The sequence below is a fragment of the Bradyrhizobium australafricanum genome (genome assembly GCF_020329495.1).
GTDB lineage: Bacteria > Pseudomonadota > Alphaproteobacteria > Rhizobiales > Xanthobacteraceae > Bradyrhizobium > Bradyrhizobium australafricanum.
Genome location: NZ_JAGKJL010000045.1, coordinates 41,612 through 55,314 on the forward strand (window position 1 = coordinate 41,612; position 13,703 = coordinate 55,314).

At 64.0% G+C, this 13,703-nt stretch carries 15 protein-coding genes; 6 read left to right on the top strand and 9 right to left on the bottom strand.

Going from position 1 to position 13,703, the window contains the following annotated elements:
- Window positions 1-5: 5 nt before the first annotated feature.
- From J6525_RS31820 to J6525_RS31830, 3 genes are all read right to left on the bottom strand, one after another.
- Entirely contained in the window at window positions 6-494 is a 489-nt protein-coding gene (locus J6525_RS31820; protein WP_225647703.1) for a VOC family protein, read from the bottom strand.
- Between the two features lie 30 nt (window positions 495-524).
- Window positions 525-962, bottom strand: a complete 438-nt coding sequence (locus tag J6525_RS31825; RefSeq protein ID WP_225647704.1) for a VOC family protein — start codon at window positions 960-962, stop codon at window positions 525-527.
- 106 nt (window positions 963-1,068) lie between these two features.
- Window positions 1,069-2,082: an alpha/beta hydrolase gene (locus J6525_RS31830; RefSeq protein ID WP_225647705.1), complete on the bottom strand. Its 1,014-nt coding sequence runs from the start codon at window positions 2,080-2,082 to the stop codon at window positions 1,069-1,071.
- Between the two features lie 219 nt (window positions 2,083-2,301).
- Between J6525_RS31830 and J6525_RS31835 the strand changes: the two genes are divergently transcribed.
- Window positions 2,302-3,828, top strand: coding sequence for an amidohydrolase family protein (locus tag J6525_RS31835; protein WP_225647706.1), 1,527 nt, complete (start codon window positions 2,302-2,304; stop codon window positions 3,826-3,828).
- A 132-nt stretch (window positions 3,829-3,960) separates the two neighbouring features.
- Here the strand turns inward: J6525_RS31835 and J6525_RS31840 are convergent, their stop codons facing one another.
- Together J6525_RS31840 and J6525_RS31845 are read right to left on the bottom strand one after the other, a co-directional pair.
- Window positions 3,961-4,698 carry an enoyl-CoA hydratase/isomerase family protein gene (locus tag J6525_RS31840; protein ID WP_225647707.1) on the bottom strand — a complete coding sequence of 246 codons (738 nt, stop codon included), beginning with the start codon at window positions 4,696-4,698 and terminating at the stop codon, window positions 3,961-3,963.
- A gap of 75 nt (window positions 4,699-4,773) precedes the next feature.
- Window positions 4,774-5,292, bottom strand: coding sequence for a cupin domain-containing protein (locus tag J6525_RS31845; protein ID WP_225647708.1), 519 nt, complete (start codon window positions 5,290-5,292; stop codon window positions 4,774-4,776).
- A gap of 145 nt (window positions 5,293-5,437) precedes the next feature.
- On the opposite strand from J6525_RS31845, the gene J6525_RS31850 reads away from it, so the two are divergent.
- Window positions 5,438-5,641, top strand: coding sequence for a CsbD family protein (locus J6525_RS31850; RefSeq protein WP_225158610.1), 204 nt, complete (start codon window positions 5,438-5,440; stop codon window positions 5,639-5,641).
- Window positions 5,642-5,698: 57 nt separating this feature from the next.
- On the opposite strand, the gene J6525_RS31855 is transcribed toward J6525_RS31850, so the two are convergent.
- From J6525_RS31855 to ggt, 3 genes are all read right to left on the bottom strand, one after another.
- Window positions 5,699-6,706 (bottom strand): D-2-hydroxyacid dehydrogenase family protein, encoded by a 1,008-nt coding sequence (locus J6525_RS31855; protein ID WP_225647709.1) that lies wholly within the window; start codon window positions 6,704-6,706, stop codon window positions 5,699-5,701.
- A 46-nt stretch (window positions 6,707-6,752) separates the two neighbouring features.
- Complete coding sequence (locus J6525_RS31860) at window positions 6,753-7,211, bottom strand: FKBP-type peptidyl-prolyl cis-trans isomerase (RefSeq protein ID WP_028333243.1); 459 nt, start codon at window positions 7,209-7,211, stop codon at window positions 6,753-6,755.
- 263 nt (window positions 7,212-7,474) lie between these two features.
- Entirely contained in the window at window positions 7,475-9,061 is a 1,587-nt protein-coding gene (ggt, locus tag J6525_RS31865) for a gamma-glutamyltransferase (RefSeq protein ID WP_225158612.1), read from the bottom strand.
- 181 nt (window positions 9,062-9,242) lie between these two features.
- Between ggt and trhO the strand changes: the two genes are divergently transcribed.
- The gene (gene trhO / locus J6525_RS31870; protein ID WP_225647710.1) at window positions 9,243-10,034 is read left to right on the top strand and encodes an oxygen-dependent tRNA uridine(34) hydroxylase TrhO; all 792 of its coding nucleotides are present in this window, start codon (window positions 9,243-9,245) and stop codon (window positions 10,032-10,034) included.
- A complete protein-coding gene (locus J6525_RS31875; RefSeq protein WP_028333247.1) occupies window positions 10,027-10,242 on the top strand; it encodes a SlyX family protein in 216 nt (71 codons plus the stop codon). Before trhO ends, J6525_RS31875 begins: the two co-directional genes overlap by 8 nt.
- Before the next feature lie 29 nt (window positions 10,243-10,271).
- Here the strand turns inward: J6525_RS31875 and J6525_RS31880 are convergent, their stop codons facing one another.
- On the bottom strand, window positions 10,272-11,159 hold the full coding sequence (locus J6525_RS31880; protein ID WP_225647711.1) for a LysR family transcriptional regulator: 888 nt from the start codon (window positions 11,157-11,159) through the stop codon (window positions 10,272-10,274).
- 381 nt (window positions 11,160-11,540) lie between these two features.
- On the opposite strand from J6525_RS31880, the gene J6525_RS31885 reads away from it, so the two are divergent.
- The gene (locus J6525_RS31885; RefSeq protein ID WP_092085917.1) at window positions 11,541-11,954 is read left to right on the top strand and encodes a TadE/TadG family type IV pilus assembly protein; all 414 of its coding nucleotides are present in this window, start codon (window positions 11,541-11,543) and stop codon (window positions 11,952-11,954) included.
- Window position 11,955: 1 nt separating this feature from the next.
- Entirely contained in the window at window positions 11,956-13,626 is a 1,671-nt protein-coding gene (locus tag J6525_RS31890; protein WP_225647712.1) for a pilus assembly protein TadG-related protein, read from the top strand.
- The last annotated feature ends 77 nt before the right edge of the window (window positions 13,627-13,703 follow it).

Here is a 13,703-nt window from a genome sequence, read left to right on the forward strand (position 1 = left end):
CTAACTCACGCCGCCGCCTCACCCTCAAAGGCCCGGCGCAGACCTTCGATATCGAGCTTGATCATCCCGAGCACGGCCTGCATCACGCGCGCGGCGCCGGCGGCGTCGGACCCGCCGAGAAATTGGCGGACCGCCGCCGGCACGATCTGCCAAGCGACGCCGTAGCGATCGCGCAGCCAGCCGCACTGCTCAGCGGTGCCGCCGGCCGCGAGCAACGCGTCCCACAGGCGATCGACCTCGGCCTGATCGACGCAGTCGATCGCGAACGAGACCGCGTGGGAATGCTCCATTCTCATCCCGCCGTTCAGCGCCATGAAGCGCTGACCGGCGAGCGTGAATTCGACCAGCAGCACCGTGCCGGCCTTCCCGCCGGGGCTGTCGATGACATTCTTCTGGACGGTCTCGATCCGCGAACCGGGCAGCAGCGAAACGTAGAAGTTCGCGGCCTCCTCGGCCTCGCCGTTGAACCACAGGCAGGGAGATACCTTGGACATGCTTGAGCTCCTCGTGATGACGGGATGCGATCAGGCGGTCGCCGCGGCGGACTGCGCCTTCATCGCCGCCTCGACGTCCATCCACATCACTTCCCAGATGTGACCATCGGGATCCTCGAAGCTGCGGCCGTACATGAAGCCGTAATCCTGCTGCGGCGACGGATCGGCGCTGCCGCCCGCGCCCTTCGCCTTGGTGACATAGCCGTCGACCGCGTCGCGGCTGTCGGCGGACAGGCAGATCAGCACTTCACTTGTGGTTTTGGTGTCGGCAATTTTCTTCGGAGTGAACTCGCGGAACTTGTCGTGCGTGAGCAGCATGACGTGAATCGTGTCGGAGATCACCATGCAGGACGCGGTGTGGTCGGAAAATTGCGCGTTCTTGGTCGCGCCGATCGCCTCGTAGAAGGCGGTCGCGTGGGCGAGATTGCTGACCGGCAGGTTGACGAAGATCATTGTCGGCTTGGCCATGAAAGGCGCTCCTTTTCGCGGGGTTGTGCCCCGAGGACGAACCGCCTCCCCGCGTCCCGACATCACCGTGCCGATTTTTCTTGCGGCGTCCTGCCGCAGGGCGACGTCAGGTTGCAATCGGTGTCGGCATGGTCAGGAATGCCCGCGTCACATGCCAGAACAGCTCCCGATTGGTGGCAAGCGCCACCGAATGGGCGGTGCCGGGCAGGATGATGAACTGCCGGTCGCCGTTCGGCAGCTTGTTGAAGAACTCCTCGAGGTCCGGAACAGCGGCGATGCCGTCATATTCGCCGCGGACCAGCAGCACCGGCGCCAGCACCCTCTCCGGATGCACGACCGGCAAATTGGCGGTCATGTCGAGATAGGTGCCGGTCGGGATCTGGTCGCCGAACTGCATCTCGACATCGGCCAGCAGCTCGACCACGGTGGGGTCCGACGTGCCGGGCCTGTCGCGGGTTGCGATCGAGCGGATCATGTCGCGGTCGCGCTTGCGCATGTTGTGGCTGCGATAATAAGCGAGCTGCTCGGCGCGCTTGGCCAGCGTCGGCGAGCCCTCGCCCTTGTAGGTGAAGGCGGCGAACACCAGCCGGTCGATGCGCTCGGGCGCGGCCATCGCGAATGCGCCGGCCCGCAGCGCGCCGGAGGATTCGCCGACGAAGTGATATCGGCCCTGCCCGGTCTCGCGCGCGATCACCTCGGCCGCGGCCTTCAGATCCTCGACGCCGCTCGCGATGTCCGCATTGCCCGACGTGCGGCCGGACTTGCCGTAGTTCTCGTGGTCCATGGTCCAGCAGTCGAAGCCGTAGCGGGCAAATGTGTTCAGCAGCGAATACTCGCCCTTGCCCGGCACCGTGAGGTCGAACACCCGTGATGTCACCGACGAGCCGTGGACGAAGAACACCACGGGCCGCGCCGGCTCGCCCGGCTTCGGCGCACCGATCCGCTTGCGGAACATCCACAAGGGGATGTCGCCCTTCTTAGCCCAGTATTCGTTGCTCCATATTTCTCCTTCGGCAGGAACCGCGGTCGCGGCCTGTGCCGACGCTGCGCCGAGCACGCCGGCTGCCGTTGCAATGCCGATGCCTTTGATCATGCTGCGCCGCGAATGGTCAGATGACATCAAGGTTCGCTCCCTTCCGGATTTCTTCGTCCGATCCGGTGCGATCGAGCATAGCAGCGCCCATGTCCGGTTGCGCGACGGGCGCATCTCGCGTCCGCCAATCCGATGCACGATTTTGTGAATGCGGTTTCCGGCCAACGGCGCGGACGACGGGCGGACTTGGTCCTAGTCTCCGCGGCGATCCGACCGGAAAAATCCGGCGAGAAGCGGGAGCGAAGAATGAGCAGCAATCTCACCGACGATGAACTTGCCGCCTTGATGCCCTCCGAACTGTGCCAGCACCAGACGCCGATCCCGACCCAGATCGTCTCCAGCGACGAATTCTATCCTGACCCGCAGAACGAACGTCAGCGCGAGGTCGAGGCGCGGCTGCTCGCGATGGCCGACGATCTCGGCGGCAAGCAGGGCCTCGATCGCCGCAGATTCTTCCAGACCGCGGCCGGCATGGCCGCCTCCTTCGTCGCGATGAACCAGGTCTACGGGGAGCTGTTCGCGGTGACGCCGGCGGAGGCCGCGACACCCGCGATGGCGCAGGAGCGCGCCAACGCCCTGAAGGACCAGTTCATCATGGACATGCACACGCATTTCCTTCGCGACGACACCCGCATCATGGGTTTTGTGGAAATGCGCAAGGCGGTCGGCAAGGCCGGCTGGAACAAGGAGCTCAACGATCACGAGCAGACCATCGAGGATCTCAAGTTCGACAACTACAAGAAGGAGATGTTTCTCGATTCCGACACCAAGATCGCGCTGATCTCCTCGGCGCCGTCGGATATCGAGCAGGACTGGTTCCTGACCAACGAGCAGATGGCCGACGCGCGCAAGAAAATGAACGACGAGGCCGGCTCGCGGCGCGTGTTCTGCCACGCCATCTTCACGCCCGGGCAGCCCGGCTGGCTCGACAAGCTCGACGCCGCATTGGCGCTCAAGCCGGAATCCTGCAAGGGCTACACGATCGGCGACAACACCCACAAGGAGATCAGCCGCTACCCCTGGCGGCTGGACGACGAGAAGGTCGCCTATAAGGGTTATGAGAAGATGGTGAAGGCGGGCATCAAGAATGTCTGCGTCCACAAGGGGCTGTTCCCGCCAGGAATCGAGAAGCAGTATCCGAATCTGCGCGGCTTCGCCGACGTTGCCGATGTCGGAAAGGCCGCCAAGGACTGGCCGCAGCTCAACTTCATCATCTACCACTCGGCCTATCGCCATGTCGGCGGCGATCCGAAGGTCGCGCTCGCCGAATTCGAGCGCACCGGCCGCATCGCCTGGACCTCGGATCTCGCCGACATCCCGGCGCAGTATGGCGTCAACAATGTCTATGGCGACGTCGGGCAATTGTTCGCGACCACGCTGGTCGCCGAGCCCAATGTCTGCGCCGCGCTGATGGGTACCTTGATCAAGGGGCTCGGCGTCGACCACATCTGCTGGGGTACCGATGCGCTGTGGACCGGCGCGCCGCAATGGCAGATCGAGGGCCTGCGGCGGCTGGAGATCCCCGAGATGATGCAGAAGAAGTTCGGCTATGCACCGCTCGGCCCCGCCGACGGGCCGGTGAAGACGGCGATCTTCGGCGACAACAACGCCCGGCTCTACAACATCCAGCCGAAGCGCGCGATGCTCGACCTCAAGGGCGATCGATTTGCGATGATGAAGGCGCAGTATGAGAAGGCCGGCCCCGAACCGTCGAATACGCGTTACGGCTATGTCGTGCCGAACGGTGTGATCGATCACCGGGTGTTTGCGTAGGGGTTAGGCCCCGTCATTGCGAGCGCAGCGAAGCAATCCATATCTCCGCTCGGGGACGGATGGATTGCTTCGTCGCTTCAGCGCAAGATTGCCTGCAATTTTGCCGCGAGCCCCTCGCAATGACGGAAAAGGTCACCTCCCCGTAAACCTCGGCTTGCGCTTCTCGCTGAATGCCCTGGCGCCTTCCTTGAGGTCCTCGCTGTCCTTGATGGCGTCGAGCTGCCGGCGCACTTCCGCGACCGTCTCCAGCGGCCCCTTCGGCATCGTGTCACGCGCGAGCTTCTTGAGCGCCTGCACCACCAGCGGCGCGTTGCCCGCGATCTTGGCCGCCAGCTCCTGCGCCGCCGCAAGGTGCTGGCCCGGCGGCGTGATGCGGTTGACGAAGCCGATCTGGTAGGCCCGCTCGGCCGATAGCTCCTCGCCGACGAGCAGGAACTCCATCGCGATCTTGTGCGGCATGCGCGCCAGCACCGAGGAGACGCCGCCGCCGGTGGTGCCGATCTTGGCTTCCGGATAGACGAACCGCGTCGTTTCCGAGGCGACGCAGATGTCGGCCATCTGCACCAGCACGAAGCCGCCGCCCACCACCCAGCCCGACGTCGCCGCTATCACCGGCTTGTCGAGCTCGACGCCAAGCCCGGGCACCGCCTGCCACATATTGGCGGGGAAATCCCGGACGTCGGCGCCGACACAGAAGTACTTCTCCTCGGCCGAGGCCAGCACCGCGACGCGGTCATCGCTGTCGCGAAAGCGCCGCCAGGCTTGCTGCAATTCGTCGCACAGCGCGTTGTTGAGCGCGTTGTGCGAGGAGACGCGGTCCATCGTGATGGTCGCGACGTGGTCGGCGCTCTCGTAACGCACGAGCGTCATGCTGGCCTCCTCCCCTGGACTGTCATTCCGGGGCACGCGAAGCGTGAACCCGGAATCTCGACGCAAATGTCGGGGCTATTTCTTCTCGTCGGGATGGCGGTGCACCGGATCGACCCACAGCACGGTCTCCGGCTTCTCGATCGGCTCGATGTCGAGGTTGATCGCAACCGCCTCGCCGTCGGAGCGCACCAGCACGCATTCCAGCACCTCGTCGCGGCTGGCATTGATCTCCTGATGCGGCACGTAGGGCGGCACGAAGATGAAATCGCCGGGGCCGGCCTCGGCGGTGAACTGCAGCTTCTCGCCCCAGCGCATCCGCGCCTTGCCCTTCACGACATAGATGATGCTTTCGAGATGGCCGTGATGATGCGCGCCGGTCTTGGCGTCCGGCTTGATGCTGACGGTGCCCGCCCACAATTTCTGCGCGCCGACCCGGGCAAAATTGATCGCGGCCTTGCGGTCCATGCCGGCGGTCGACGGCACATTCGGATCGAGCTGGTTGCCGGGAATCACGCGGACGCCGTCGTGCTTCCAGCGCTCGTCGTCGTGATGGTGATGGTCGTGGGAATGGGTGTGATCGCGGGAACCGCTCATCGTTCTTGCTTTCGTTGGCCTGATTTCGTGCGTGGAACGCTAGCGAAAAGCGGCCGCGCAGGCGAGCGGAAAATCGGAACATCGCCAAATCGGAACATCGCCATGTTCCGGCGCGTTATCTCAGCGTATTCGAAGGAGTAATTTCATGGGTAGCACGACCGATAGGATCAAGGGCACGGCCAACGAGGCGATCGGCAGGTTCAAGCGGCGTCTTGGCAAGGTCACCGGCTCTCCGGCGATGCAGGGCAGAGGCGCGATCCTGGAAGCCAAGGGCAAGGGACAGAAGGCACTCGGCGGCATCAAGAGGATCGTCGGCAGGGTGACCTCAGCGGCTCACTGGCCTCGCTGAACGAGAAATGGCACGGCCGCCCCATCGAGCCGGCCATTCGAGCATGAACGACGCTGCTCAGCCGCGCGGGCGCGGATGCGCCAGCACATCCGGATGTGCCAGCACATCCGGATTGACGACGTTGGTCGGCGTGCCGGCCGCGTAGGCCAATATCTGGTCGAAGATGTCGGTGAACTGGATTTCGTACTCGTCGCGCGAGACGTAGCCGAGATGCGGCGTGCAAACCACATTGTCCATGTTGAGCAGCGGGTCCGCTGTGTCGCGCAGCGGCTCCTTCTCGTAGACGTCGATCGCGGCCATGCCTGGCCGGCCGCCACGCAACGCATTGACCAGCGCGCCGGGCTCGATCAGCGGCGCGCGGCTGGTGTTGACGATCAGCGCGGTCTGTTTCATTTGCGCGAGATCTGCCGCCGTGACGATGCCGCGCGTCGCGTCGACCAAGCGCATATGCAGCGACAGCACGTCGCAGCGGGCAAAGAAATCCGCCTTGCTGGCTGATGTCTCATAGCCATCAGCGCGCGCCTTCGCCATCGCCGGCTCGCGCGCCCAGACCAGCACGTTCATGCCGAACGCCTTGCCATAGCCCGCGACCACGGCGCCGATGCGGCCGTAGCCATAGATGCCGAGCGTCTTGCCGCGCAGCGTATGACCGACGCCGATCTGCCACTTGCCCGCCTTCAGCGCCGCCATCTGTTGCGGGATCGCGCGCATCGCCGCGAGGATCATGCCCCAGGTGAACTCGGCAGTGGCGTAGGACGGCGTATCGGCATGCTGGCTCGACGACACGATGATGCCGAGCCGCGTGCAGGCGTCGATGTCGATATGCGGATAGACGCTGCGCTGGCTGATCAGCTTCAGCTTCGGCAGACGTTCGAGCAGCGGCGTGCGGATCTGGGTTCGCTCGCGGATCAGGACCAGTGCGTCGGTATCGCGCAGCCGTTCGGCGAGTGCATCGACGTCCTGGACATGATCGTTCCAGATCTTGACGTCATGCCCGTCGAGCTTGCGGTAACAATCGAGGGTACGCAGCGTGTCGAAATAATCGTCGAGGATCGAAATCTTCATCGCTGCGCCCTTGTTGTTGTGGGCCGGTTACTTGACGCCCATCGGCTTATTTGACGCCAAGCAGTTCGACGTCGAACATCAGCGTGGCGTTCGGCGGGATCACGCCGCCGGCGCCGCGCGCGCCATAGCCGAGGTTCGGCGGGATGATCAGGGTGCGCTTGCCGCCGACCTTCATGGTGGCGACGCCCTCGTCCCAGCCCTTGATCACGTGGCCCTGGCCGATCGGAAATTCGAACGGCTCGTTGCGATCGACGGAGGAGTCGAATTTCTTGCCCTTCTGGCCGTTCTCGTAGAGCCAGCCGGTATAGTGCATGACGCAGGTCTGGCCGGTCTTCGGCGAGGCGCCGGTGCCGACCTTGCTGTCGATGATCTGGAGGCCTGAAGCTGTGGTCATGGGCTTTCCTGCAGTTTGGGCCGTTGCCGTCCCGCTGACAACGGACGTGGAGACTGCCGCCGCAAGGCCGGCAAATGCAGTCTTGATGATCGTGCGTCGGGAAGATCGCATCTTGCACCTCTCGTGAAGGACGGCCGTCTCTAGCCCAGTGCGGGTCGAATCCCTAGCCATTTTTCAGTGACCGGCCATGCCGCCGTCGCGGTCCAGCGCAAAATCGCCGATCAATGGCGACGACGCGCCCGCGATGAGATCACCGATCAGTTGCGCCGCCAGATATGAGTAGGTGATGCCGGTGACGGGCTTCCGCGGGGCAGGACTAGCACCATCCCCGCGACAACACCTTGTTTCCGGCGGCCCCTGATCGGCCGCGACAATCAGTAGCCGAGCGCGCAGCCGTCCTTGCGCGGATCGGAGCCGCCGGTCAGCGTCCCCTTGTCCCAATCGATCCAGATGCCCTGCCCACCGCCGAGCGGCGCGACCACGCTGGTGGTCTTGTGACCGATCTTCTTCAGGCCTTCGACGATCTCCGCCGGCACAGAGTCCTCGAGCTGGTAGACGCCTTCGTAGTGCAGGCCGCGCGGCATATCGATGGCTTCCTGAATGTCGCAGCCATAGTCGAGCATGTTGGTCAGCACACGGGTCTGGCCGACCGGCTGGTACTGCCCGCCCATCACGCCGTACGGCATCAGCGCACGGCCGTTCCTGGTGACCAGCGCCGGGATGATGGTGTGCAGCGGACGCTTGCCCGGTGCGATGCAATTCGGATGTCCGGGCTGGATGCGGAAGCCGCCGGCGCGGTTCTGCAGCAGGACGCCGGTCTTGTTGGAGACGATCGCCGAGCCGAACGAATGCGCGATCGAATTGATGAACGAGCAGACGTTGCGATCCTTGTCGACCACCGTGATGTAGACCGTCGACGGATTCATCGGCGGCGCGACGTTCGGCAGTTCGAGCAGCCGGTCCATCCGGATGTTCTTGATGTGCTCTTCGGCGAATTCCCTGGCGAGGATGCCGGCAACGTCGACATGCACGTGCTGGGGATCGCCGATATGCTGCTCGCGCATCATGTAGGCGATGCGTGCCGCCTCGGCCTCGAGATGGAAGCGCTCGATGCTGAGCGGCTTGAACTTGGTCAGGTCGAAGCGCGACAGGATGTTGAGCATGACCAGCATGGTGATGCCGGGGCCGTTCGGCGGGCACTGCCAGACGTCGTAGCCCTTGTACATCGTGCCGATCGGCGAGGTCGCCTCGGTCGAGTGCGCGGCGAAGTCCTCGAGCGTGTGCAGACCGCCGATGCCGCGCAGCGTGTCGACCATGTCGGCGGCGATCTCGCCGCTATAGAAGGCGTCGCGGCCCTTTTGCGCGATCGCGCGCAGCGTCTTGCCGAGCTCGGGCTGGCGGATCACGTCGCCGGCAACCGCGGGCTTGCCGTGCGGCAACAGATAGCGCTCGGTGTTGGTGCCGTTCTTCAGCTTCTCGAAGCCGTTCTTCCAGTCGAAGGCGATACGCGGAGCGACCACGTAGCCCTCTTCGGCGGCCTTGATCGCGGGCTGCAGCAGCCGGTCGAAGCCGAACTTGCCGTGGTCCTTCAGGATCACGTCCCAGGCATCGACCGCGCCGGGAATGCTGACCGCATGTGCCGAGGTCAGCGGCACCGAATGGATCTTGCGCTCGAGATACCAGTCGGCGGTCGCCGCCATCGGCGCCCGGCCGCTGCCGTTATAGGCGGTGATCTTGCCTTCCCCCCTCGGCTGGATCAGCGCGAAGCAATCGCCGCCGATGCCGGTCGATTGCGGCTCGATGACGCCGAGCAGCGCGCAGGCTGCAACCGCCGCGTCGGCGGCCGTGCCGCCCTCGCGCATCACCTCGATGGCCGCGAGCGCCGCTTCCGGATGCGACGTCGCCACCATCGCGTTCTGGGCGTGGACCGTGGAACGGCCGGCGAAATGGAAATTCCTCATAACGGAGTGCTCGCTTGATCGTGATGGTCTGATGCGGCTGCGGCGGATGATGCCAAGGGAGTACAAAGTACATGGCACACTCATCCCCGGCTGAGCAATGCCTGGCATGCCAGGGGAATTATCCCGACAATGCATGGCTTTGCGGGTTTCGCCGGCCTGGCCGGCCTGATAAACCCCGGCGATGCCCTTCAAGGTCGCCGCCTTCTACCAGTTCGCCGCGCTGCCGGACTTCCGTGCGCTGCGCGAGCCGTTGCGCGCGTTCTGCGCCGGGCTCGATCTCAAGGGCAGCGTGCTGCTCGCCCATGAGGGCATCAACGGCACCATTGCCGGCACCGACCAAGGCATCAATGACTTCGTTGCGGAGCTCAGGTACGGAACGCTGTTCGGCGGCCGCCTCGACAATCTCGAGCTGAAGTTCTCCGAAGCCGCGCAAATGCCGTTCCAGCGGCTCAAGGTGCGGCTGAAGAAGGAGATCGTCACGCTCGGCGACACCACGGTCGATCCGACGCAGCAGGTCGGCACCTATGTCGATGCCGCCGACTGGAACGAGCTGATCGCCGCGCCTGACATCGTGGTGCTCGATACCCGCAACGCGTTCGAGGTCGCGATGGGCACGTTCGAAGGCGCGGTGGATCCCAGGATCGCGAGCTTTGGACAATTCAAGGAATTTGCGGCGAGAAACCTCGATCCGGCGAAGCACCGCAGGATTGCGATGTTCTGCACCGGCGGCATCCGCTGCGAGAAGGCCAGCGCCTATCTGCTCGCGCAAGGTTTTGCCGAGGTCTATCACCTCAAGGGCGGCATCCTGAAATATCTCGAGGAAACCCCGCAGCAGGACAGCCGCTGGCGCGGCGACTGTTTTGTGTTCGACGAGCGTGTTGCGCTCGGCCACGGCCTGCGCGAGCGTGCGGGTGCGCGTTCGAGCGACGCGGAGCGCGAGGCTGCCCCCTGCGAGGCTGCCGTCCATGAATGACACGGCCAAGCTGAGCGAGCGGATCGATGCGCTGGAGGTTCGCCTGACCTATCAGGACGAGGCCATCGAGACGCTGAACCAGACCATCACGGCACAATGGAAGCAGATCGACGCGCTGACGCGCCAGATCGCCGAGTTGCGCGACCGGCTTCAGGAGGCCGAACGCCAGGCGCCCGGCCCCGCCAACGAGCGCCCACCGCACTATTGATCGGTGCCGCCAGACCGCGGCAGCACCGGCTACATGTTGCTCACCTGACGCATCGGCTTCGCGCCGCTGAAGAACAGGCTGGACAACCGCTGCACCATCGCCGTGGCGCGGCTGCCTTCGAGACCAGGGCGAACGCACAGCAGGCGCTTCTGCAACGGAAGCTCCGGAAGATAATAGTCCTTCGCCGAGATCAGCGAGGACGGGATCATCCGCTCGGGGCACGCCGTCAGGCCGTACCCGGCCCGGGCGGCTTCCAGTCGCAGCTGGTGGTTCGGGCTCCTGAACACGATCTTGTACGTGATGTTGTGCTTGGTGAGCGTCCGGATCATCCAGTCGTCACCTGGCCAGGCCAGGATCGGGATCGGGGCGCCCGGCCGCAGCACAAAATCGCGCGATCGCACCCACACCGACCGCTCCTCGGCTTCGGCGGCGATCGTCACCTCGTCTTCGTTCTCCTGCGAAGGGTTGCTGTAGACGAACGCGATGTCGATGTAGCCGTCGATCAACCCCCTGATGACGGCCGGTGACATGTCGGCGTGCAGCAGAACGTCGGCGAGTGCATCGGAGGGATGCAGCTTCAGGAATTCCTCCGCGAGCATCGTGCTGATTCCCAGCCGCAACGGCTGGGGTCCTTCATGATTGCCGCCGAGCCGAAGCAGTTGATCGTTGGCTTCGAGGATGCGCCTCGCCTGCTGCACGGCGACCTTGCCGAGCTCGGTGGTCGTGGTGCCGTTTGCGGTTCTGACGAAGAGTGCGCCACCAATCAGGCTTTGCAGGCGCTTGACCTGCGAACTGATCGCCGGCTGGCTGAGGCCGAGACGCTCCCCGGCTTTCGACAGGCTGCCTGTCTCCGCGATCGCAACGACGGTGCGAACGATTTCAGTAGGAATATTCAAATGCTGACGCGGTCTATGCATCGCGAGCCCTCCAGTCTCAGCACGGGACGCAATTCCAATCTCCACAGTATGTGATCAGGCTATACTAACATTTGGTTGCACTTTCGTTTAGCCACAATTACCCGCCAAGGCACTGATATTGCAGGCCATATGTATTGTTACGTGCATTGCTCCGCATATCACGGTATCCAACAACTACATCTCCACACGCTGCAGCACCTCAACCGCACCACACCCCGGGTTTTTGCGGGTATCGCATCAAATATTCTGATCGCCCCATAACGTTTCACTGACCCGATAAGTCTGAATTGCGGCCGCTGATTCGCGGAAGCGTTTTCATAGTTTTCCTTAATCAAAGCCTCGCAACGTGACGTCGTAGTTGGCGTTTCGAGGTGTGTTGCAATGACCAGGTTTTTTCGCTGCCGAAACGGTGCGTCCGCTGTCGAATTCGCGCTGATGCTGCCGCTGTTTCTTGCCTTCATTTTCGGCATCATCGTCTTCGGCTCGTATCTCGCCATGGTGCATGGCGTTCAGCAACTCGCCGCCGAAGCGGCGCGGTCATCCATCGCGGGAATGACCGACACCGAACGCAACAGCCTCGCGACGAGCTACGTCACCGCCAACGCGTCGACCTATCCATTGCTCGTTCCCGGCAATCTCACGGTCAATGCCGCGCCGTCTCCATCGAATGCCAACGTCTACGTCGTGACGGTCAACTACAACGCGGCCGGCAACTTCATCTACAAGCTGCCCTTCGTCCCCGCCCCGGCGAGCACCATCGTCCGCTCCGCGGCGATTCAGTACGGGGGATTCTAGGATGAGAGGCGTCCTCATGCTGATGCGGCGCTTTGGCGCCGACGAACGAGGAAACTTCGCGATGATCAGCGCCGGCCTGATGACGCTCCTGATCGGGTGCGCCGGGCTCGCCATCGATCTCGGCACGATCTTCGCCGACCGGCGCAAGACGCAGAGCACCGCCGATCTCGCCGCGATCGTCGCCGCCGCCAACCTGAACAATCCGGTCAACGCTGCCACCGCGACGGTGACGCAGAACAAGTACCCGGCCAGTGCGCTGGTCAAGGTCGAGACAGGAACCTACACCGCAAACAGCGCCATCGCGCCGCAGGCCCGTTTCGTGACCCCGGCGGTCGGAACTCCCAACGCCGCGCGGGTCACGCTGAACACCCAGACCCCGCTCTACTTCGCGCGGTACCTCACCGGCGCGAGCAGCTTCACCATCAAGACAACCGCCACCGCGACATCGACCGAAATGGCCTCGTTCGCGATCGGGTCGAGGCTGCTCTCGGTCAACGGCGGCGCGCTCAATGCGCTGCTCGGCTCGATGCTCGGCACCACGCTGTCGCTCTCGGTGATGGACTACAATGCGCTGATCAGCGCGAAGATCGACGCACTGGACTTCCTGTCGGCACTGGCGACCCGGGTCAACCTGACCGGCGTCACCTATAGCGACCTGCTGAGCAGCAACATCAAGGTCGGCGACATCGTCGCGTCCGCGCTGACCACCCAGCAGATCACCAACGGCGCCAACGCGGCGACGACCGCGCTGTCGACGATCTCCCAGGCCGTCACCGGCTCCACCACCAAGATTTCGCCCGGCACGCTGGTCGACCTCGGTCCCTTCGCCAATCTCACGGTGGGACAGAAACCCAAGGTCGGCGCCAGCGTTTCGGTGTTCGACCTGATTTCCACGGTGGCGCAGATCGCCAACGGCAACCATCAGATCGCAACCTCGATCAATCTCGGCCTGCCCGGCATCGCCAACGTCTCCGTGATCGCAACGATCGGCGAGCGCCCGGTCGGCTCGAGCTGGATCGCGATCGGCACCCAGGGGGTGAGCGTCCACACCGCGCAGACCAGGATCCTGGCGACGATCAATGTGCTCGGCTCCGGCACCGTGTCTGCGATCAATCTCCCGGTCTATGTCGAGGTCGCCTCGGGCACCGCGACGCTCAACGCGGTGTCCTGCGGCCACCCCAACATCAACACCTCGCAGGTCACGATCGGCGTGACGCCGGGGATCGTGGATGCATGGATCGGCAACGTCACGGTCGCCGACATGACCAACTTCACGACCAAGCCCAATCCGCCGCCGGCGACACTGGTCAACCTTGGTCTCGCCACCGTCACCGGCCTCGCCCATGCCGGCATGGGCAACACCACGCCGACCAATGTCAATTTCAGTTACAGCGACATCCAGTCGGGCACCAAGAAGACGGTGACGACGACCAACTTCCTTTCATCGCTGACAGGAAGTCTGCTCGGCGACCTCTCGCTGACCATCAATCTCGGCCCGCTCGGGCTGCCGATCCCCGGATTGGGGGCGCTCGTCATGAGCATCCTGAACGGCGTGACGAGTTCAGTCGATCAGGTGCTGGCGTCGCTGCTCGCGACCCTCGGCATCGGGCTCGGCCAGGTCGACGTTTGGGTGCTGGGCATCCGCTGCGACGGCGCCGTGCTGGTGAACTAGAGCATGATCCGGAAACGCGCGAAGCGGTTTTCCCTCGCGACAAACGCAAAACATTTGCGCGGAGATCATGCTCAAAC